The sequence below is a fragment of the Acidisoma sp. PAMC 29798 genome (assembly GCF_030252425.1).
Lineage (GTDB): Bacteria > Pseudomonadota > Alphaproteobacteria > Acetobacterales > Acetobacteraceae > Acidisoma > Acidisoma cladoniae.
Window position 1 is genome coordinate 3,495,114 of the sequence record NZ_CP126994.1, and the last position, 19,313, is coordinate 3,514,426.

Annotated in this window: 18 protein-coding genes; 6 read left to right on the forward strand and 12 right to left on the reverse strand. The window is 63.4% G+C overall.

Annotation, left to right across the window (positions count from 1 at the left end):
- Window positions 1-44: 44 nt before the first annotated feature.
- Complete coding sequence (locus tag QP803_RS16860; protein WP_284944633.1) at window positions 45-1,979, forward strand: hypothetical protein; 1,935 nt, start codon at window positions 45-47, stop codon at window positions 1,977-1,979.
- Here the strand turns inward: QP803_RS16860 and QP803_RS16865 are convergent.
- The 5 genes from QP803_RS16865 to dgoD form a co-directional block, all read right to left on the reverse strand.
- Window positions 1,971-2,984, reverse strand: a complete 1,014-nt coding sequence (locus QP803_RS16865; protein WP_284944634.1) for an ABC transporter permease — start codon at window positions 2,982-2,984, stop codon at window positions 1,971-1,973. The genes QP803_RS16860 and QP803_RS16865 overlap by 9 nt on opposite strands.
- Window positions 2,981-4,480, reverse strand: coding sequence for a sugar ABC transporter ATP-binding protein (locus QP803_RS16870; RefSeq protein WP_284944635.1), 1,500 nt, complete (start codon window positions 4,478-4,480; stop codon window positions 2,981-2,983). The genes QP803_RS16865 and QP803_RS16870 overlap by 4 nt, the downstream gene beginning before the upstream one ends.
- A gap of 8 nt (window positions 4,481-4,488) precedes the next feature.
- Window positions 4,489-5,472, reverse strand: coding sequence for a substrate-binding domain-containing protein (locus QP803_RS16875; protein ID WP_284944636.1), 984 nt, complete (start codon window positions 5,470-5,472; stop codon window positions 4,489-4,491).
- Window positions 5,473-5,605: 133 nt separating this feature from the next.
- Window positions 5,606-6,382: an SDR family oxidoreductase gene (locus tag QP803_RS16880; RefSeq protein ID WP_284944637.1), complete on the reverse strand. Its 777-nt coding sequence runs from the start codon at window positions 6,380-6,382 to the stop codon at window positions 5,606-5,608.
- Window positions 6,382-7,554: a galactonate dehydratase gene (gene dgoD, locus QP803_RS16885; RefSeq protein ID WP_284944638.1), complete on the reverse strand. Its 1,173-nt coding sequence runs from the start codon at window positions 7,552-7,554 to the stop codon at window positions 6,382-6,384. Before dgoD ends, QP803_RS16880 begins: the two co-directional genes overlap by 1 nt.
- Before the next feature lie 140 nt (window positions 7,555-7,694).
- On the opposite strand from dgoD, the gene QP803_RS16890 reads away from it, so the two are divergent.
- On the forward strand, window positions 7,695-8,411 hold the full coding sequence (locus tag QP803_RS16890; RefSeq protein WP_284944639.1) for a FadR/GntR family transcriptional regulator: 717 nt from the start codon (window positions 7,695-7,697) through the stop codon (window positions 8,409-8,411).
- A gap of 8 nt (window positions 8,412-8,419) precedes the next feature.
- Here the strand turns inward: QP803_RS16890 and QP803_RS16895 are convergent, their stop codons facing one another.
- Window positions 8,420-9,037, reverse strand: a complete 618-nt coding sequence (locus tag QP803_RS16895) for a cupin domain-containing protein (protein WP_284944640.1) — start codon at window positions 9,035-9,037, stop codon at window positions 8,420-8,422.
- Window positions 9,038-9,169: 132 nt separating this feature from the next.
- On the opposite strand from QP803_RS16895, the gene QP803_RS16900 reads away from it, so the two are divergent.
- Genes QP803_RS16900 through QP803_RS16915 form a run of 4 tightly spaced genes read left to right on the forward strand, consistent with a single transcriptional unit; the run spans window position 9,170 to window position 13,001 of the window.
- On the forward strand, window positions 9,170-10,018 hold the full coding sequence (locus QP803_RS16900) for an ABC transporter permease (protein ID WP_284944641.1): 849 nt from the start codon (window positions 9,170-9,172) through the stop codon (window positions 10,016-10,018).
- Window positions 10,015-10,812: an ABC transporter permease gene (locus QP803_RS16905; protein WP_284944642.1), complete on the forward strand. Its 798-nt coding sequence runs from the start codon at window positions 10,015-10,017 to the stop codon at window positions 10,810-10,812. The genes QP803_RS16900 and QP803_RS16905 overlap by 4 nt, the downstream gene beginning before the upstream one ends.
- 25 nt (window positions 10,813-10,837) lie before the next feature.
- Window positions 10,838-11,911 carry an extracellular solute-binding protein gene (locus QP803_RS16910; RefSeq protein WP_284944643.1) on the forward strand — a complete coding sequence of 358 codons (1,074 nt, stop codon included), beginning with the start codon at window positions 10,838-10,840 and terminating at the stop codon, window positions 11,909-11,911.
- Window positions 11,904-13,001 carry an ABC transporter ATP-binding protein gene (locus QP803_RS16915; protein ID WP_284944644.1) on the forward strand — a complete coding sequence of 366 codons (1,098 nt, stop codon included), beginning with the start codon at window positions 11,904-11,906 and terminating at the stop codon, window positions 12,999-13,001. The genes QP803_RS16910 and QP803_RS16915 overlap by 8 nt, the downstream gene beginning before the upstream one ends.
- On the opposite strand, the gene QP803_RS16920 is transcribed toward QP803_RS16915, so the two are convergent.
- The 6 genes from QP803_RS16920 to QP803_RS16945 all read right to left on the reverse strand — a co-directional run bounded on the left by QP803_RS16920 (window position 12,998) and on the right by QP803_RS16945 (window position 19,279).
- A complete protein-coding gene (locus tag QP803_RS16920; protein WP_284944645.1) occupies window positions 12,998-13,699 on the reverse strand; it encodes a helix-turn-helix transcriptional regulator in 702 nt (233 codons plus the stop codon). The two genes, QP803_RS16915 and QP803_RS16920, sit on opposite strands and share 4 nt — an antisense overlap.
- A gap of 74 nt (window positions 13,700-13,773) precedes the next feature.
- Window positions 13,774-14,760: an ABC transporter ATP-binding protein gene (locus QP803_RS16925; RefSeq protein WP_284944646.1), complete on the reverse strand. Its 987-nt coding sequence runs from the start codon at window positions 14,758-14,760 to the stop codon at window positions 13,774-13,776.
- On the reverse strand, window positions 14,753-15,757 hold the full coding sequence (locus QP803_RS16930) for an ABC transporter ATP-binding protein (RefSeq protein ID WP_284944647.1): 1,005 nt from the start codon (window positions 15,755-15,757) through the stop codon (window positions 14,753-14,755). Before QP803_RS16930 ends, QP803_RS16925 begins: the two co-directional genes overlap by 8 nt.
- Window positions 15,754-16,632, reverse strand: coding sequence for an ABC transporter permease (locus QP803_RS16935; RefSeq protein ID WP_284944648.1), 879 nt, complete (start codon window positions 16,630-16,632; stop codon window positions 15,754-15,756). The genes QP803_RS16930 and QP803_RS16935 overlap by 4 nt, the downstream gene beginning before the upstream one ends.
- A 4-nt stretch (window positions 16,633-16,636) precedes the next feature.
- On the reverse strand, window positions 16,637-17,653 hold the full coding sequence (locus QP803_RS16940; RefSeq protein WP_284944649.1) for an ABC transporter permease: 1,017 nt from the start codon (window positions 17,651-17,653) through the stop codon (window positions 16,637-16,639).
- 15 nt (window positions 17,654-17,668) lie between these two features.
- Window positions 17,669-19,279, reverse strand: coding sequence for an ABC transporter substrate-binding protein (locus QP803_RS16945; protein WP_284944650.1), 1,611 nt, complete (start codon window positions 19,277-19,279; stop codon window positions 17,669-17,671).
- Window positions 19,280-19,313: the final 34 nt, after the last annotated feature.

Consider the following 19,313-nt stretch of genomic DNA (forward strand, 5'->3'; position numbering starts at 1 on the left):
GCCGGCGGCGGCTAGGATTGCAGCACCATCCAGCAGCTCAGCTCGTGTCGATGGCATGGACCACGATTTACGCCATCGCAATCGGGCTTCTTCTGACCTTGGCCTTCTTCGGCTACGGACAGCTGCTGGCACGCATGACGGGTCAACCAAACCGGTTCGATGGTGGGACGAAAGGGGCCCTCGGGCTGGCCGCTTACCTCGCGTTCTGCGGCCTCATCGAACTGTGCCAACTGGCGAGCGTCGCGCTCTTTTTTGTCGTGACGCTTCTCGGTATCGCGCTCGCCGCGCGGGACCTGCGCCGATGGCCACAGCAATTTCATCTCAATAGGCTGACGCACAAACCCATCCTCGCTGTCTTGCTGATGCTCTATGTGCTGCTCATCATCGGCATCGCCACCTGGCACTTCGGCAATCCGGACGATTTGCAGGGCTACCTCGTGATGCCCGAGCGTATCCTGCAAACCGGCAGCACAGGCCTGGACCCGTTCCTGTTTCGTCGTATCGAAGCCGCGCTTGGCGGCAGTCACTATCTCTTTGCCATCGGTTTGGCGTTCTTGGACTTCACCCATCTCCGCATTGTCGACATCGGTATCGGCAGCCTTCTGCTCGCCATCATCGTCGGTCGCCATGCCCAGGACAGCCAGCGCGGAGCCTCGCTGATGGCGCTCTCCCTCGGCCTCGCCCTGATCGCCGTGACCTTCGTGCCCGTCGTCAACCTGACGCCGGATATCTGCGCCATGGCATTGCTTTATGCCGCGCTGAAGATGGCACTCGGGCTCTCCCGCGCAGAGACGATCCTGCAGGCGGACCATCTTCTGTTTGGCCTGCTGCTGTTCGGCCTTGCCTGCCTGCGAACGACCTATATCACGCCCGCCGCCGCCGTTTACGCGGCCCTCTACCTCACCTTGGTCATCGGCCGAAAGCCTTGGCCGGCGTTCAAGACGGCCCTGCTGACGGCCTTGTTCGGCCTGGTTCTGATGGTGCCGTGGATGGTGGTCTGCTTCCGCATCGCCGGAACGCCGCTCTACCCGTTCTTGGGCCTGGGCACGCTCTCAGGTGCGGAGGTCGCCGGCTACGCGTCGCGCATTGTTCTGCTGCGATCTTTGATTGTGGTGGGCGCCTGCTACGCCCTGGCGGTGGGGTCGGTCTACTGGGTATTGGCATCCCGCCAAGCAAGGCCGGCGACCAGCATCTTTCTCGTTGCAGTTACAACGCTCGCCTTGGCGGCGATCGGCCTGTCTCAACTCAAACTGACGCTTTACGCCACCCGCTACAGCTACGTCGGCCTCACCACAATCCCGCTCTTCCTCTTTGTCGAGAGCTCTCATTACAGCCTGCCTAAGAGCGCACTACGCGGCGTGCGAGTCGCGCTGATGGCGGCGGTCGCTCTGTTTGTGCTGGTCCTGGTGCGGGCGGCGCCAGGGACCGTCCGGTCCGGGCAGCTCTCATGGGTCCATGCCGGTTCTATGGACGACATGCATGGCGGCGAGGCGCTGGCCAACCTTGCAGATCCCGATCAGCGCGCGGCCGTCACCGCGCAGATCGCCGCCCTTCAGAATGCGGTACCCCCAGGCAAGCGCATCCTCGTCCGGCTGGACGATCCCTTCCTGCTGAACTTCCGACGTAATCCCATCTGGGTGATGGATCATCCAGGGGTGATCGGCCCTGCACCCGGCGTCCCCGCGACGGACACGGCTGAGGCATGGCTGCGTTATCTCAGCATCCTCAAAATCCCTTACCTCGCCTATGCCTACGGGAACGAAGCGGGTGATTCCGTGGCGCTCGGCCTGTGGTTTACGAGCCACCTGTCTGGCCCGAGCCATTGGCAGAAGACGTTACAGACGCGAACCGCTTCGGTGCAGGCCATGTTGCTCACGCTGCGGACAAAGCAAAGGACCATCTACGATGACGGGACACGCTATGTCCTCGCCATCAGCCCTGATTCTCAGTCGATCCAGCCGCCCAATCCCTCACGGTAATCCAACGCCACGCCCTGCAGCCCGGCGCTGCTGGATGACGACGGCAATGACCAGCAAGCCGCCCTGCGCGATGTCCTGCCAGAAGGAATTCACGTTGAGGATGATCAGGCCATTCTCCAACACGCCCAGCAGGATCACGGCGAGGATTGTGCCCACAATGGTCCCGCGACCACCCTGGAGCGATACCCCGCCGAGCGCCGCTGCCGTGATGGATTGCAGCTCCAGGCCCTGACTGCCCGATGTCGGCTGACCGGACCCGGTGCGCGCCGTCAAGAGAATGCCCGCGAGGGCCGCGACCACGCCCACCAGCATATAGATGCCGATGATATACCGATTGAGCGGAATGCCGGCGAGGCGCGCCGCCGTCGCATTGCCGCCGACGGCATAGATGTTCCGCCCGACATCCGTGTAATGCAGCATCAACTGCACCAACAGCGCCACGAGCAGAAGAATCCAGATCAGTGCGGGAATGCCGAGAATGTCGCCCCGCGCCAGAAACACGAAGACATGGTTGATGCCCGTATAGCCCTGGGCGCGACCGTTGGAGACCAGATTGGCGACGCCCCGGTAGGCGGCGAAGGTCGCCAAGGTCGCGATCACGGCATTGACGCGGCCGTAGATGATGACGACACCGTTGAGCAGGCCCGTGCAAAGCCCGAGCACCAGGGCCGCCGCGATGCCTGCCAGCGCGCTGCCAGTGCTCGTGAAAACCATGGCCGACACCACGGAGGTCAGTCCCGCCTGCGACCCCACCGAAATGTCGAGACCACCGAGCAGCATCACAACCGTCTGCACGACCGCCAAGACACCGACAATCGCGACGGTAGTGCCGATCGTCGCGATATTGCTGGTGTAGAAAAAGTTGCTGTTCTGAACGCCAATAAAGATCACCAGCGCCGCGAGTGCCAGCAATAGGCTGACATTCTGCACGCCGATCGCGGCAAGCGCGCGGCGGAAGAAGGCGGGTCGTTCGGCGACAATCGTGCCGGCAGCAGACTCCGTCATGGAGCATCCTCCAGAATGGCGAGGGACAGAATCTTTTCCTCCGTGGCCTCGGCGCGGGACAGTTCACCCGTAATCCGGCCGCCCTGCATGACAATGATGCGGTCCGCGAGGCCCAGAACCTCGGGCAGCTCCGAAGAGATCACCAAGATGGCGCTGCCCTCGGCGGCGAGCTTGTCGATGATGGCATAAATATCCGCCTTGGCGCCGACATCGACGCCGCGTGTCGGCTCATCGAGGATGAGCATCTTGGCCTGGCGGGCGAGCCAGCGCGCGAGTACCGTCTTCTGCTGATTGCCGCCGGACAGCGTGGAGACTTCCTGCTCGATCGTCGGTGTGCGGACACGCAATTCCTGCACATAGCGACGGGCGATTCGCGATTCCTCTGCGCGACTGACGATATGGAATCTCTGCAGCCGGCTGAGCACGGCGAGGCAAATATTGTCCCGCACCGAGCGCTTCATCAGCAGCGCCTGCTGCTTGCGCTCCTCCGGTGCCAGGGCGAGGCCGGCCCGCACCGCATCCCGCGGCGAGCGCAGATGCAGCGGCTTGTCCTCCACCTCCACACTGCCGGACAGGATCGGCGTATCGCCGATCACGGCATGGGCCAGTTCGGTGCGCCCCGCGCCGACAAGACCGGCGAGGGCCACCACCTCCCCCGCCCGCACCTCAAAGCTGATGCCGGAGACGTCTGCCGTAGTGACATCGCGCAGGCGCAGCACGGTGCGACCGATGGTGCGCGGGCTGCGCGCAAACAGCGCGGACAGGTCCCGCCCGACCATCATGCGTACCAACTCACCGTCATTCGTCTCGGCCGCGATGCGTTCGCCGACCGAGGCACCGTCACGCAACACCAAGATGCGCGTGGCGACGCGGAAGATCTCTTTCATGCGGTGGGAGACGTAGATGACCGCGATACCCTCCGCCGTGAGTTGCGCGATCAAGCGGAACAGCGATTCGACCTCATGGTCCGACAGAGACGAAGTCGGCTCATCGAAGGCGATGATGCGCGCGCCGCCAGTCAGCGCCCGCAGGATCTCCACGATCTGGCGTTGCGCGGGCGACAGGGTGCGGCCTGCCTGCTCCGGCCGGATGACGCCAGTGAAGCCGTAGCGCGCGATATCCTTGCCGACCTGCGCATGAAGACCGGCACGGTCGAAGATGCGACCGCGACGGGGCAGGGCACCGGCATAGACATTCTCGGAGACCGAGACATCGGGAATGATTTCCGGTTCCTGCACCACCACGCGCACACCGCTGGCGCGCGCGGCCGATGGTGTCGCGAACACCACCGCCTTGCCATCGACCGTGATGGTGCCGTCATCAGGTTGATGCACGCCGCTCATCAACCGCAACAAAGTCGACTTGCCGGCGCCGTTTTCCCCCATCAGCGCCAGCACTTCGCCGCGCCGCGCCGCAAGGGACACGCCGCGCAACGCCTGAACGGGGCCAAAGCGCTTGCCGACCCCCTCCATGCGCAGCACGACGCCATCTGTCATCGCAGGGCTCAGCTGCAGCTTCCCATGACAGCCTTCCAATTCGCGGGCGTCACGATGGTGGTCGTGGCGATCGTCTTGGCAGGCAGCGGCGTCTTGTTGCGAATGGACTCGACCAGCGCCTTCACGGCGGCGCTGCCGACATCATGGCCACTGATGAACAGTGCGGCCTTGTTGCCGCTGGTCTGGCCAGCCTGCCAATCCTTGCAGGTGAGATAGGCACCGAGGCCCACGCCGATGATGCCATCCGGCGTCATCCCGGCATTGGTCAGCGCCGTGACGGCGCCAGTCTCGTTCTCATCGTTGCAGCCCCAGACAACCCAATGCTTGATCTGCGGATTGGCGGTCACAACGGCGGAGGTGCGATTCTGAGCATCCACGACCGAATTATCCGTGCCGATCTTGATGATCGTCGGAACGGTTCCGGCCGCTGCCGCGAAACCTTCTTCCTCACCCTTCTGCCGATCGGCGCAGACGGAAAGCTGCTGTTCGTAGGCGGCGGCGACGCGCGTGGTATCCGGCGCCCAGCCTGCCGTCTTGTAGAACATGCCGGCAGCCTGCCCGACCTTGTAGCCCATCTGATAGCCATCGAAACCGACGAAGGGCGCAACGCTTCCGGTACCGCTTTTGATCGGATCATCCGAGGAGACCAACGGAATGCTCGCGCCATTCGCCATGTCGATGACCTGCGGGCCGATCTGCTGGTCGGGCACGACGATCGCGATGCCATTGACCTTCTGGCCGACCATGACGTTCATGGCGCTGATGGCGGCATTCGCATCCATCTGAACATTGACGACATCGACTTTGACATTGCCGAGGGCCTTGGCCTCATCCTTCGCGCCCGTCGCCTCATCAACGAAATACTGCTGGTCGCCCTGCTTCTGGATATAGGCGATGGTCAGCGGCGTGGTGTCCGCCGCGGTCGCAATCGATAACGTTGCCAGACTCGTCAGAATTCCACTGGCGACGGCGGCACCGATCAATTTCTTCATAGGACATTTTCCCCGTTGTTGTTCCAAGCCTTGGCAGCTCGGTAAGGCGCTCGCGGTCTCATACGCTATTCATGAGATCACGACAGTATAATAGTCGGATAATTGGCTGACGCACATCGAAATAATCGCGCCGTCACTCATGATACAACACCGAGCGACCGCCATCGATAGCGATGCTGGCGGCGTTGATGAAGGGTGCCTCGTCCGACGCAAGAAACACCGCCGTCATCGCCACCTCCTCCGGCTGGCCGATCCGCTTCGGCGGATGCAAGGCCTCCGCCCGCGCACGCTCGGCAGCGGGATCCGCGAATGTCGCCCAATAGTCACGCGCAATTTCGGTATCGATATAGCCGGGTGCGATGGCATTCACGCGCACACCCCGCGCCGCGTATTCGATCCCTAGGGCGCGGGTGAGGCCGAGCAGGCCATGCTTCGCCACAGGATAGGGGAAGGTGCCGGGAATGATCGTGCTGGAATGGCTGGAGGCGATATTGACGATCGCCCCGGCGCCCTGGCGCAGCATCGCTGGCAAGGCCGCGCGACACATATACCAAACCCCGTCGAGATCGACCGAGAAGCATCGCCGCCATTCGGCATCCGACGTGTCCAGCGGCTCATGAAAGACATTGATGCCGGCATTGTTGACCAGAATATCCAAGGCGCCAAAGCCACCCATCGTCGCCGCAACCGCATGCTCCGCCGCGTCGACTTGGGACACGTCGGTTTCCACGAACAGCGCTTGCGCACCGTCGGCTCGCAACCGCGCCGCCATCGCCTCGCCGGTTGCGGCATCCTTCTCGGCAATGACCACGGCCGCCCCTTCCCGCGCGAAAGCGACGGCGATCGCCGCACCGATTCCGCGCCCGGCACCGGTAACCAGAGCGACCTTGCCTGCCAGTCGACCTGTCATCACCAATCCACCACGGTGCCATCCGGCAAGACCGCATCGGTGGCGGTCAACAGCTCCTGTTTGAAGGGATGGCGGGCAGCGACCGCCTCATCGATTTCAATGCCGAGGCCTGGCGCCTCGGGGATCTGCCAATGCCCATCGACCATACGAATGGGCCCCTGCAACACTTCCCCATACCAAGGCACCGCACCTGTCATCTCCTCCTGAATCACGAAGTTCGGCGTTGCAATATCAAAATGCAGCGCCGCGACCCCGGCCAGAGGACCGAGCGGATTATGGGGCGCAATGCCAACGCCCGCGACCTCGGCCATGGCGGCGATCTTGCGCGCCTCGGTAAAGCCGCCGACGTGGCAAAGATCGGGCTGGGCGATGTCGATCGATCTGTCACGAAACAGGGGAGCGAATTCCCAACGATCGACCAGCCGCTCCCCCGCCGCCAGAGGCACGTGGGTGCGCGCGGCCAGCATGCGCATGCCGTCGGTGTCATGCGGCTGCAAAGGCTCCTCCACGAACAAGGGCCGGCCCTCGGCGAGCGCATCGATGTAATGCAGCGCCGACCCAACGGACGCACAGCGGCCGTGGAAATCGACCATGAGTTCGACATCATTGCCGACCGACGCGCGCAATTCGTTCATCATGCGCGCGACATTGTCGATCTCGCGCGGTGGCGCGGTGTAATGGGTATAGGGGATGAACACGACCTTCATCGCGGTATAGCCGCGTGCGAGCACTTGATGCGCACGCTCGATCAAGGGACCCACGGACATGCTGTTGTACACGGCATCGATCTGGCCGAGACCGAGATGGGTATAGACGCGCACACGATCCCGCATCTTACCGCCGAGCAGGCGCCAGACCGGAACACCAAGGCTTTTGCCGAGAATATCCCAGAGTGCGACTTCGATTCCGGCCACCGCACTGGTGCCGATGACGCCGATGCGCCAGAAGCCGTGCTTGTGCATGATGCGCAGCAATTGTTCGATGTCACGCGGGTCCCGACCCATGATCAGGGGGGCGAGATCCTCCACCGCGCCGACGACAGCGCGGGTCTTCCACTCCAGCGTCGCTTCCCCCCAGCCATACAGCCCTGGCTGGTCGGTATCGACGCGCACAAAGATCCAATTCCGCATCTCGGCATTGACGACGACGGTGCGAATACCGGTGATCTTCATGACATACTGCCGATAGTCTGAGGGAGTTCGCCGGGAGAGAATGACACCGTGCCGCTCAACCTCCGTCCAGTTCCCGCTTCCCGATGGCTCGGCAGCAGGTATTATGGTTCACCACATCACAATAGTCGGATCATTCATTCGTGCAAGTCCGAATTAACAGCCGCCCTCGCGTGCATCAGGATGTGGTCGCGACCCTTGGCCGCCGGATCCTATCCGGTGATCTCGCCCCCGGGCACAGCCTGCCCAATACCGTGCAGCTGAGCGACGATCTGGGCGTCAGCCGGTCCGCCTTGCGGGAGGCGATCAAGGTTCTGAGCGCGAAGGGGCTGCTCGAGGTGCGGCCGCGCACCGGGACCCGCGTCAGGGGGCGCGACAACTGGAACCTGATGGACCCCGAGGTGCTGGCCTGGTGCGGGCCGGAGCTTGACGCGGAACTGCTGCGCAGCCTGCTCGAATGCCGCGCGCTGATCGAACCTGGGGCCGCCGCCCTCGCTGCCGGCAATGCGACGGCCAAGCAACTCGCGGTCATCGAGGCGGCTTTCGATCGGATGCTGCGAGCGGACGATATCAACATCCGCGTTCAAGCCGACCTCGATTTCCACGTCGCCGTGTTGAAGGCGAGCGGAAACCTGTTCCTGGCGCAGTGGGCCGGAACCGTCTCATCGGTGTTGCTGGCGGCCTTTCGTCTCTCCACCGCCACAGCGAATTCGAGTGACGATGTTTTTGCCGCCCATCGGGATGTCATGGAAGCGATCCGGCTTCACAACGCACCGCGCGCCGACCGCGCCATGCGGCGACTCCTCGCCATCGCCGCCATCGATTTGCACGTGACGAACGCCGCGGCCAAGTCCGCCTAACGCCACCGCTAGTACAGAGGCGGCGTGATCACCCACAGCACCTCGGACCGCGTCGGCACAGCATTTTCAAAACGATGCGGAATTGTGCTGCGAAACCGGAAACTGTCACCTTCCGTCAATTCGTAGACCTGATCCTCGATCCACAGGCGCATGGCGCCTTTGATGATGAAACCGCACTCCTCGCCGCGATGGGTATAATGCTCGGGGCCGGAGGCGCCGCCCGGCTCGATGGTCACCAGCAGCATTTCGAGCTCGCCGGTCAGATCGGGCGTCAGCAGCCATTTCGACACGCCATTGCTGGGGAGTTTGAGCTGCCGCCCCTGCCCGCGCCGCACGATGCGGCCGATCTCCTCCGGCGGCGGATGACCTTCCTCGCGGAAGAAGCGCGCCGGCGTCACGCCCAAAGCCTCGCTGATCTGGCGCAGCGAACGGATGGAGGGCGAGCACAAGCCGCGCTCGATCTGGCTGAGCAAGCCCACGGACAAGCCCGACTGCCCGGCGATCTGTTGCAGGGACAGGCCCTTGCTCTTGCGCAGATCACGGACCTGTAACCCGAGCCAGATATCCGCAGGTTCCAGCGCCTTGTCGGCGGCTTTGATGGCAGAAGGCAAAGTGGCGGAGGACAAGAACCAGGATCTTTCACAGGGCCGGGGGCATCATCGCCCGCTTCGATCAAAACGGCAATATTTTAGTCCTACTAAATATTCTTGCCGGAATCTGATTGACATTAACGCCATACTGAAACTCAATCGGGGGCAATGAAACGCCGCAGCCTCTTCGAGACCGTGATCAATCTGCCGGCCGCGCTCATTGCGGTGACAGGCGTGCTGTTCGCGCTCGGGCTGCTGCTGGTGCTGAGCTTTCGCCAAAATGACGGCATGCTGGTCGCCTGGGCCTTCACCACGGACAACTTCACCGATCTCGTCGATGGGCCGCTGTTCGGGCGGATTCTGGGCCGGTCGGTGATCATTTCCGGCCTCGCGAGCCTCACGACCGTCTTGCTCGCCTACCCGGTCGCCTATTTCATCACCTTCCGCGCCGGCAACCGTCGGGCGCTGTGGTTGATCCTGGTGACGCTGCCTTTCTGGACGAGCTATCTGCTGCGCGTCTTCGCCTGGAAAACCATCCTGGGCTACAATGGCATCCTCAATTCCGCCCTGGTCCGCCTGCATATCCCCGGCGCCCCCTTCGAAAGTCTTCTGTATAATCCTGGCGCCGTCGTCGTCACGCTCGCGCATGCCTATGCGGCCTTCGCCATCCTGCCGATCTTCGTTAGCCTCAGCGCAATCGATCCTAAGCTGATCGAAGCTGGCCTCGATCTCGGGGCCGCGCCGGCCGTGTTTCGCCGCGTCGTGTTGCCGCTGTCGTTACCCGGCGTCGCGGCCGCCTTTGTGCTGGTGTTCGTGCCGACGCTCGGGGACTACGCAACCCCGCTGCTGGTGGGCGGCCCGACCAGCACGATGATCGGCAATCTCATTCAAGATCAGTTCGGGTCGATCGGCGATTGGCCGGCGGGCGCCGCGATGGCTGTCACCGTTATGGCCGCCCTCGCCTTAACCTATGGCCTGGGTCGCGCGGCCCTGCGCGGCTGGCAGCGCTTCGCATGAAGATGCGGGGGCGCATGCTGGGCCTCTATGCCGCCCTGTACCTCGTTTTCCTCTATGCACCCGTTCTCATGTTGCCGCTGTTTTCCTTCAACGACGCGACCTATGTCGCCTTCCCGCTGCGTGGCTTCACCACCCATTGGTATGCGCAGCTTTTCGCCGATGCGGATCTCCGCGCGGCGGCGCTCAATAGTCTGAAGGTCGCGGTCGTCGCCTCCCTCACCGCCACGGCGGCCGGCACGCTCACCGCCTATGCGCTCACCCGGCGACGCGGCATCGCCACGAAGCCGGTCGCGGTCTTGTCGGTGGCGCCGCTATTTGTGCCAGGCGTCATCCTCGGCATCGGGTTGCTGATCGTCGCCAACCTGATCGGCCTGGGTCCGTCGCTCATCGCCGTCACCTTTGGCCATATCGCAATCTGCCTGCCGCTCAGCATCGTCATCATGCGCGGTCGTTTCGCGGCCTATAGCCCCTCGCTGGAAGAAGCCGCGATGGATCTCGGCGCGCCGCCCTGGACCACGTTCCGCCGCATCTCGCTGCCGATCGCCGCTCCCGGCGTCTTCTCCTGCCTGATCCTGTCCTTCACCACGTCGATCGACGAATTTATCGTATCGTTCTTCCTCGTGGGGCAAGACCAGACCCTGCCCTTGTTCATCTGGGCGCATCTGCGATTTCCCACTCAGCTTCCACGCATGTTGGCGCTGGGCACCATCATTCTCGTTCTGTCCTGCCTGCTCGTGCTCTGCGCCGAGATCATCCGCCGGCGCGGCGCGGATCGCGCCACAGTCATTGCCTGAACCCTCACGTTATGGAGCTGCAAAGATGTCAGATCGTGCATTGAGCTGTCACCGGCTGCTGGGCGCCGCCGCCCTGGCTGTGGCCTTCGCCGCCTCCACCTTTCTGTCGGGTCCTGCCCGCGCAGCCGACAAGGTCAGCTACTACACCTGGTCCGGCTACGAGCTGCCGGAGTTCCACAAGCCTTACATGGCCGAGCACCCGGAAGGTGCCGCCATCACCGTCTTTGGCGATGACGACGAGGCTTTGGCCAAGGTGCGCGCTGGCTTTCGTCCCGATATCGCGCATCCCTGCACGGATAAGCTGCCCGAGTGGAAGAAGGCCGGGCTGCTGCAACCCATCGACCCCGCGCGGATCAAGAACTGGGACAAGATCTATCCCGTCTTCAAGCAGATGTCGGGCGTGATGGAAGATGGCAAGGTCTGGATGGTGCCGTGGGACTGGGGCAATACCTCCATCCTCTACCGCACCGACCTCGTGAAGAACCCGGAGATGAGCTGGAAACTGCTCTGGGACCCACAATACAAGCAGAAGCTTGCCACCATCGATGCGGTGCATGATACCTGGATCGTCGGCGCACTCGTCGCGGGGGTCGATCCCTTCACCGAAAGCAAAGCCGATATCAAGAAGGTTTCAGAAACCCTCGCCCAGCAGCGGCCGCTGCTGCGGTTCTATACCAACGACATGACCTCCATCGAGCAGGGTCTCGCCTCCGGCGAGTTGGTCGCCGCGATGACCTGGAATTCGTCCTATACCTCGCTGCGCAAGCAGAAGGTGCCTGTCGCCTTCATGAACCCCAAGGAGAAGATGCTGACCTGGGTCTGCGGCATGGTCGTGCTCAAAGGCGCCAAGGACATGGACAAGGTCTATGACTTTATCAACGCGCAGGAAGATGTTGCCTCCACCAAGATGCTGGTGAGCGAATACGGCTATGGCACGGCCAATAGCGCGGCGTTCGAAAGCTTCACCCCCGCGCAGTTGGCCGATCTCGGCCTGCCTGCCGACCCCGAAACCGCGATCCGCAACACTATCCTGACCGTTCCGATGGTCAATCGCCCGGCGATCGAAACCGCCTTCGAAAGAATGAAGGCAGGTGAATAACATCCCTGACAGGGAGGCGCGTTCCGAAAGGGACGCGCCGATCATCTCTCTCCTTGGCGTCGAGAAGAATTTCGGAACCGGCACTGCCGCCGTCACCGATTTCAACCTGCTGATCCAGCCTGGCGAATTCCTCACCCTGCTCGGGCCGTCCGGCTGCGGCAAGACCACGACGCTGCGCATGATCGCGGGCTTTGAAATGCCCACCGCCGGCCGCATCCTGCTCCGTGACCGCGACATCACCGAGGTTCCGCCTTATCGCCGGCCGGTGAACACGGTCTTCCAAGACTACGCTCTGTTCCCGCATATGACGGTGGCGGACAATGTCGGCTTCGGCCTCAGCGTGGCCAAGATCTCCCGTGCCGAGATCGCCCGTCGCGTGACCGAAATGCTCGCCCTCGTCGGTCTGTCGGACAAGGCCGCGCGAAAACCCGCCGCGTTGTCAGGCGGTCAAAGGCAGCGGGTCGCCTTGGCGCGCGCGCTGATCCGCCACCCCGAGGTTCTTCTGCTCGATGAGCCGCTCTCCGCCCTCGATGCCCATCTGCGGCAGCAGATGCAGGATGAATTGAAGCAGCTCCAGGCCCGCGTCGGCATCACCTTCATCATGGTCACGCATGACCAGACCGAGGCGCTGGCGATGTCGGATCGGATCGTGGTCATGAATGCCGGCCGCATCGCCCAGATTGGCACGCCCGCCGCGTTGTATGATCGCCCGGAAAGTCCCTTCGTGGCGAGCTTCCTGGGGGACACGAATCTCTTGCCCGCGCGAATTCTGGGTCGTGACGCCGGGGGGCTGATGCTTGCCTGCGGCAGCGCGCGGCTGCATGTGCCGCCGTCGCCTGAGATTGCCACCGAGGCGACGGAGTGCCTAGTGAGCGTCCGGCCGGAACAACTGGCCATCGCGACGGAACGGCCTTTGTTTCAGGGCATCGTCCTGCGCAGCATCTTCCACGGCAGCACCATCCGCGCCCATGTCGATATCGGCGCCGATCGCCCCTTGTTGGTCGATCTGCCGCGTGCGGCGGAGGATCTGGCCGCACCCGGCGCCATGCTGTCCCTCACCACCGAGGCGCGGAATATCCGCCTGTTCTAGAAGGCGACTTCACTTTCCATGTGGTTGATGCGCGACACCAGAGACGTTCGGTTCTCAACCCCCAGCTTGTCGAAGACGCGCATGACATGGCTTTTCACCGTGCCCAGCGAAATGCGGAGTTCATCGACCACGTCATGATTGGTGCAGCCTTGACGCAGCAGCATCGCGACCTCGATCTCCCGCCGCGTCAACTTGAAGCCACTCAGCCGCTGCGTCAGCCGTTGCTGGCGCAGGCGCGGATGGCTCGCCAAATTGAACTCGATATACGGCTGCATGGAGGCGGCGAAGCTCATGGCCTCGTCGCAGAACGGCGGATCCTCGGGTGTCTTGAGAATACCGAGACCCGCGAAGGCGAAACCATCTTTCCAGAAGACGAAGTCCAGCACATCGGCAATCCGGCTGGCATCGAGATAGGTCTGGTAATGCGCGAACTCAGCGAGTGAAACGAGATCGTTATCGCCTCGCAATGTCGAGATACGCCGACCGGACTTGACCAAGCGGGGAATATTCAGCGGATCGAAGGCCTGCATGCCGTCCTGATACAGGTGGAAATTCTGCTGACACAGGCCGGATAGTTCCACGCCCTGCATGTGCTGGTCTTCGTCGATCCAGTAAAAGATGGATGAGGACGCTCGCAAAGCGCCCAGCGCGAAACGCCTGACTTCCTCGATCCGGGCGTCGGGACGCGTTTCGCTCAAACAATGACCCTCTGACATCAACAACACCTCCAGGGTGGTGCCAATGCCTATGCAGGTATCATACCACGCGGTGTTCAGCGGGACGGGTAGTGGCAGCTCGCATAGTGGCCTTGGGCCACGGGCAGCAAGGGCGGCTCGATATCGGCGCAGGTTTGGGTGGCCTTCGGGCAGCGCGTCCGAAAGCCGCAGCCGCTCGGGCGGTCCGACGGGCTGGGGATTTCGCCGCGCAGCACGATCCGCTGGCGTTTCCTCTCCCGCACCGGGTCCGGCACAGGTGCCGCCGACAGCAACGCCTGCGTATAGGGATGCGCGGGCTGCGTGTAGAGGGCGTCGCGCGGCGCCAGCTCGATGATCTTGCCCAGATACATCACCGCCACGCGGTCCGAGATATGCCGCACCACGGACAGGTTATGGGCGATGAACAGATAGGCCAGGCCCCGCGCAGCCTGCAGGTCTTTAAGCAGGTTGAGCACCCCGGCCTGGACCGACACGTCGAGTGCCGAGACCGGCTCATCCAGCACCACCAGCTCGGGGTTCACGGCCAGCGCGCGGGCGATGCCGATACGCTGTCGCTGTCCGCCCGAAAAGGCGAAGGGATAGCGCCCGGCCTGGTCGGGCAGCAGCTGCACCTGCGCCATCGCCTCGGCAACGCGCGCATCCTGCGACCGCCGATCGAGGCCCAGCATGCGCAGCGGCTCGGCGATGATGTCCCGGGCCGTCATCCGGGGATGCAGGCAGGCATAGGGGTTCTGGAACACCAGCTGGAGATGCTGGCGATACGGCCGCATCTCGGCCGGCGTCAGCCGCGACAGGTCCGTGCCCTTGAACAGGATGCGCCCCGTGCTCGGCGCACCGAGGCGCAGGATGGCGCGCGCCAGCGTCGATTTGCCGCAACCGGACTCGCCCACGAGGCTCAGCGTCTCCCCCGCCGCGAGGTCGAGGGACACGCCGGCGACCGCGCCGATGCTGCCGACCTTGCGTTGAAACACGAGCCCCTTGGTCACGGGGAACTCGACGCGCATATCCTCCACGCGCAGCAGCGGAACCGTCGCGTCACTCATGGACGACACCCGCGAAGGGCAGGTCTTCGCCAGCCCTGTGGCACGCCGCCATCGAGGGACCGAACCACTGGAAGTCTGGGTCGCGCTCGGCGCAAATAGGCAGTGCAAAGCCGCAGCGCGGGTGGAACTGGCAGCCGGATGGCCGCGCGGACAAGGACGGCGGTGTGCCGTCGATTGCGTGCAGCCGCGCGATGGTGCTCTCGATTGAGGGCACAGCCGCCAGCAGGCCGGCGGTATAGGGGTGGCGCGGACGATGGAACACCGCGTCGATCGCGCCGCGCTCCGCAACACGGCCGGCATAGAGGATCGTCACGCGGTCGGCGAGGCCGGCGACGAGCCCAAGGTCATGCGTGATCAGGACGATCGACAGGCCCTTTTCCTGCCGCAGACGGTCGAAGATCTCCACGATCTGCGCCTGGATGGTGACATCCAGCGCCGTGGTCGGCTCGTCCGCAATCAGAAGCTCCGGGTCGTTGGCGACCGCGATGGCGATCACGACACGCTGGCGCATGCCACCTGAAAACTCGTGCGGATATTGGTCGAACCGCCGTTCCGGCATGGGGATCGAGACGAGTTCCAACAGCCCGACCGCGCGCGCCCGCAGCGCCCGCCGTGACAAAGACGGGTTGTGCAGCATCAGGGCCTCAGTGATCTGCGCGCCGATCGTCATCACCGGATTGAGCGCCGTCATCGGATCCTGGAACACCATCGCGATGCGCCGCCCGCGCAAAGCCCGCAGCCGGCGTGGCGAGGCGCCCAGAATCTCCTCCCCCGCGAAGCGGATGGACCCCGACGCCTGCAAGCCGCGCGGCAATAAGCCCATCACGGCGAGCATCGACAGGCTTTTACCCGAGCCGGATTCGCCGACCAGACCCAAAACCTCCCCGCGCGCGACTTCGAAATCGACATTCGACACCGCAAAGCGCTCGCCGTCCCGACTGGGGATGGTGATGTGCAAGCCCCGAATGTCGAGCAGGTTTTCGGACATCTCGCTCATGTCGACATCCGCGCGCGCGGATCGATCAGATCGCGCACGCCGTCCCCCAGGAAGTTGAAGGACAGGGAGATGAGGAAGATCGCGAGCCCTGGCCCGAGCGCGATCCACCAGGAATAGAAGCTGCTCGCCCCTTCCGCGATCATCTGCCCCCATTCCGGGGTGGGCGGCTGCGCGCCAAGGCCGATGAAGCTCAGCCCGCTCGCGAGCAAGATCACCTGACCGACATCCATCGTCATATTGACCAGGATCGGGCTCCAGCACAGCGGCACGATATGCTTGAACAGCACGCGGCCGGGCATGGCGCCAGCGATGACGGCGGCATCGACATGGTCGAGGCTTTTGATGTTCAACACCTGCGCCCGCATCAGCCGGGCATAGATCGGCCACCAGACCACAATCAGCGCGATGGCCGTATGCAACAATCCCGGCCCGAGCGACGCCGCGATGGCCATGGCGAGCAAAATGGGCGGGAATGACAGCGTGATATCGGCAAACCGCATCACCGCGCTGTCCAGAAAGCCCCCCACGAAGCCGGCGACGGCGCCCACCAGCGCGCCGATGCTGACACCCGCCGCCAGCACGATGGCCGCGATCGGCAGGGAATAACGGGTGCCATACAGCGTGCGGATCAGCACATCGCGGCCGAGGGCGTCGGTGCCGCACCAATGATCGATGCTCGGCGGCTGTAACCGCCGGCCAGCGAGCGCGATCGGGTCATACGGCGTCCAGAGCAGGATCGTGATGGCGATCACGATGAAGGCGAGGATGATGACGACGCCGAGGATGACGGGCGCCGAGCGCCAGCTCAGGCGACCCGCGAACCGGCCGTAGAGTCCGCGACGAAATCCGATGGCCATGATGGTATTGGCGGACATCGCGTCAGGCCGCCGCGCGCATGCGTGGATCGACCGCCGCATAGGCGATGTCGGTCAGCAGATTGGCGATCAGGAAGCCGAGCCCGCCCACGATCGTCACGCCGGTGATGGCCGGGTAGTCGAGTGAGCGCGCGGCATCCACAGCATAGGACCCAATCCCGGGCCAGCTGAAGATCGTCTCGACCAGCACAGAACCGGTGATGAGATAGGCGAAGGTGAAGCCCAAAATGGTCAGCGCTGGGATCAGCGCATTGCGCAGGGCGTGATTGACCAGCACGCGCACTTCACCGGCGCCTTTGGAGCGCGCCATCGTCACGAAGTCCTGGCCGAGCACATCGAGCATGGAGGCGCGCACCATCCGCGCGACGATGCCGGTGACCGACCAGCCCAGCACCAGCGACGGCAGTATCAGATGGCGCGCAGCGTCCATGAACGACGCCCATTCGCCCGATACCAAAGTATCGATCAATAGAAATCCGGTGATCGTCGGCGGCGGATCGGCGCGGATATCAACCCGCCCCGGACCGGGCAGCAGATGCGTCTGCACGGAGAAGATGAACAGGGCCAGCAGCCCGAGCCAGAACATCGGAATGCAGGAGCCGAGCAACGCGAACAATCGCGCCGCGTGATCGGCCGGCGTGTCACGGAACTGCGCCGAAACCACGCCGAGGATAATGCCGCTGACCGCGCCCACCATCATGGCGCAGATCACCAGTTCCAGCGTCGCCGGTAGACGCTGCGCCAGATCGAGCAGAACCGGCTGCTTGGTGCGAAAGGAGGTGCCGAGATCGCCATGCGCCAGGTTGTCGACGTAGATGAGGTAGCGCTCGGGCACTGAGCGATCGAGCCCCCAACGCGCTTTGGCGGCGGCCACGACATCGGGGTTATCGAGTGCGCGCGCCCCGATGATGGACACCAGCGGATTGCCCTTGGTGAACTGCGCCAGCACGAAGGTCGCGGTGACGATGCCCAGGATCAGGAACGGCATCAGGACGAGCCGTTTGAGGATGACCCTGAGCATCGCGCCGTATTCCGCTTAGTGCTTGACGATTTCGGCGAGCGGCAGATTGCAACAAGCGCTGTAGCGCATCCCGCTGATGTCGTTGCGGTAGGCCAGGACGAGATCGGGACTGACGATGGGCAGAATGATCTTATCGGCGATCATCTGCATGCCGATGGCCTTATAGGCATCTTCCTGCGCGGGGCCGGCAGCGGCCAGGGCCTTGTTGAACTGGTCCAGCTCCATCTTGCCGTCGAGGCCGGGCGTGGTGCCGACACCGGCGCGCTTGCCCCAGGGCATATCGGCCATCATGCCGAAATACTGCGCGTATTGGGCGCTGCCGAAATAGTCGGGTGCAAAGAAGCCGATGGTGAACGGCACGCCGGGGGTATCGATATCGCCGATCCAGACGTTGAAGGTGGCGGGTTTCAGAACAAGATCGACCTTGATCTTGGCAAGGTCCTGCTGGAGCTTCTGGGCGAGCAGGGAGAGGTCGATGCCATAGACATCCATCGCCGGGAATTCCAGGCTGAGCTTGAAGCCGTCGGGGTATCCGGCCTTCGCAAGCAGCGCCTTGGCTTGCGTAATATCAGTGACCGGATCGGGCAGGCTCGCGGTGCCCGGAAAGCCGTTCGGAATGGCGGAAGGCTGCATTTTGCCTTCACCACCGACCGTGAAGTCGATCGCGCCCTTGTAGTCGATCGCGAGTGCGATCGCTTCCCGCACGTCATGCGTCAGCGGCACGGCCGCGCCCTTCGCGATGGGGCTGAAGGCGAGATAGACGTAGTTGAAGGACGGCACGGTCTTGAAGACGATGTTCGGATCGTGGATCGTCTTAGACGTATCGGGATCGATCTGCATCGCGATATCGGCCGCGCCCGACTGCAACATCTGCGCCTGCGTCACCGCGTCGGCGGTCTGCTTGAGGATGACGCCGCCGACCGAGGCCTTTTTGCCCCAGTAGCTGTCATTGCGCTTCAGGCGCAGCGCATCGTCGGCCTTGTAGCTCTGCAACACGAACGCGCCGCTGCCGGCGGAATGAGACAGGAACCAGGTATCGGCCGTGTCGCTTGTCGCCGCATTCGCATCCGCATTGGCGCCGTGGGCCATGGCGAGCTTGCTGTTAATGATGCCGACATAAGTCGCCGACAGAATGCCGAGGAACTCAGAATTCGGCGTCTTCGTCGTCACGACGAGGGTATGCGGATCCTTGACCTCGATCGACTTCAGGCTGTCCATCAAATAGGCCGCACCGCCCTTGATGTTCTTCAAACGCTCCATCGACCATTTGACGTCGGTCGCGGTCACCGGACTGCCATCCGAAAAGACGGCTGTCGGGCTGAGATGGAAGGTGAAGGTTGTGACGTCGGGGCTCACTTCCCAGCTGGTCGCGAGATCGGGCACGATGGTTTTGTTGTCGGGCCCAAGCGTCAGCAGCGTGTCATACACCGCCGAGAGATAGATCTGGCAGGTGTCGCAATAGGCCCGCGCGGGGTCGAGCGAGTTCAGATCCATGGCGCGCGCCACGACGATTTCGGCATCATCCGCCTTTGCCGGCGTACTCGCGCTCAAGAGAGCTGCGGTGCCAAGGATCATCACGGAAGCAGCCGAGAGCAGGCCGCGTCGCCAGTTTTGTGCAGTCACCATCTTCGAGACTCCAAGGGTTGACGACGTTGAAGCA

Excerpts from the sequence above, each read along its gene's own strand:
- QP803_RS16865 (WP_284944634.1), bottom strand. The coding sequence starts at position 2,984 with ATGACGGAGTCTGCTGCCGGCACGATTGTCGCCGAACGACCCGCCTTC.
- QP803_RS16870 (WP_284944635.1), bottom strand. The coding sequence starts at position 4,480 with ATGACAGATGGCGTCGTGCTGCGCATGGAGGGGGTCGGCAAGCGCTTT.
- QP803_RS16875 (WP_284944636.1), bottom strand. The coding sequence starts at position 5,472 with ATGAAGAAATTGATCGGTGCCGCCGTCGCCAGTGGAATTCTGACGAGT.
- QP803_RS16880 (WP_284944637.1), bottom strand. The coding sequence starts at position 6,382 with ATGACAGGTCGACTGGCAGGCAAGGTCGCTCTGGTTACCGGTGCCGGG.
- dgoD (WP_284944638.1), bottom strand. The coding sequence starts at position 7,554 with ATGAAGATCACCGGTATTCGCACCGTCGTCGTCAATGCCGAGATGCGG.
- QP803_RS16900 (WP_284944641.1), top strand. The coding sequence starts at position 9,170 with ATGAAACGCCGCAGCCTCTTCGAGACCGTGATCAATCTGCCGGCCGCG.
- QP803_RS16905 (WP_284944642.1), top strand. The coding sequence starts at position 10,015 with ATGAAGATGCGGGGGCGCATGCTGGGCCTCTATGCCGCCCTGTACCTC.
- QP803_RS16910 (WP_284944643.1), top strand. The coding sequence starts at position 10,838 with ATGTCAGATCGTGCATTGAGCTGTCACCGGCTGCTGGGCGCCGCCGCC.
- QP803_RS16925 (WP_284944646.1), bottom strand. The coding sequence starts at position 14,760 with ATGAGTGACGCGACGGTTCCGCTGCTGCGCGTGGAGGATATGCGCGTC.
- QP803_RS16930 (WP_284944647.1), bottom strand. The coding sequence starts at position 15,757 with ATGAGCGAGATGTCCGAAAACCTGCTCGACATTCGGGGCTTGCACATC.
- QP803_RS16935 (WP_284944648.1), bottom strand. The coding sequence starts at position 16,632 with ATGTCCGCCAATACCATCATGGCCATCGGATTTCGTCGCGGACTCTAC.
- QP803_RS16940 (WP_284944649.1), bottom strand. The coding sequence starts at position 17,653 with ATGCTCAGGGTCATCCTCAAACGGCTCGTCCTGATGCCGTTCCTGATC.
- QP803_RS16945 (WP_284944650.1), bottom strand. The coding sequence starts at position 19,279 with ATGGTGACTGCACAAAACTGGCGACGCGGCCTGCTCTCGGCTGCTTCC.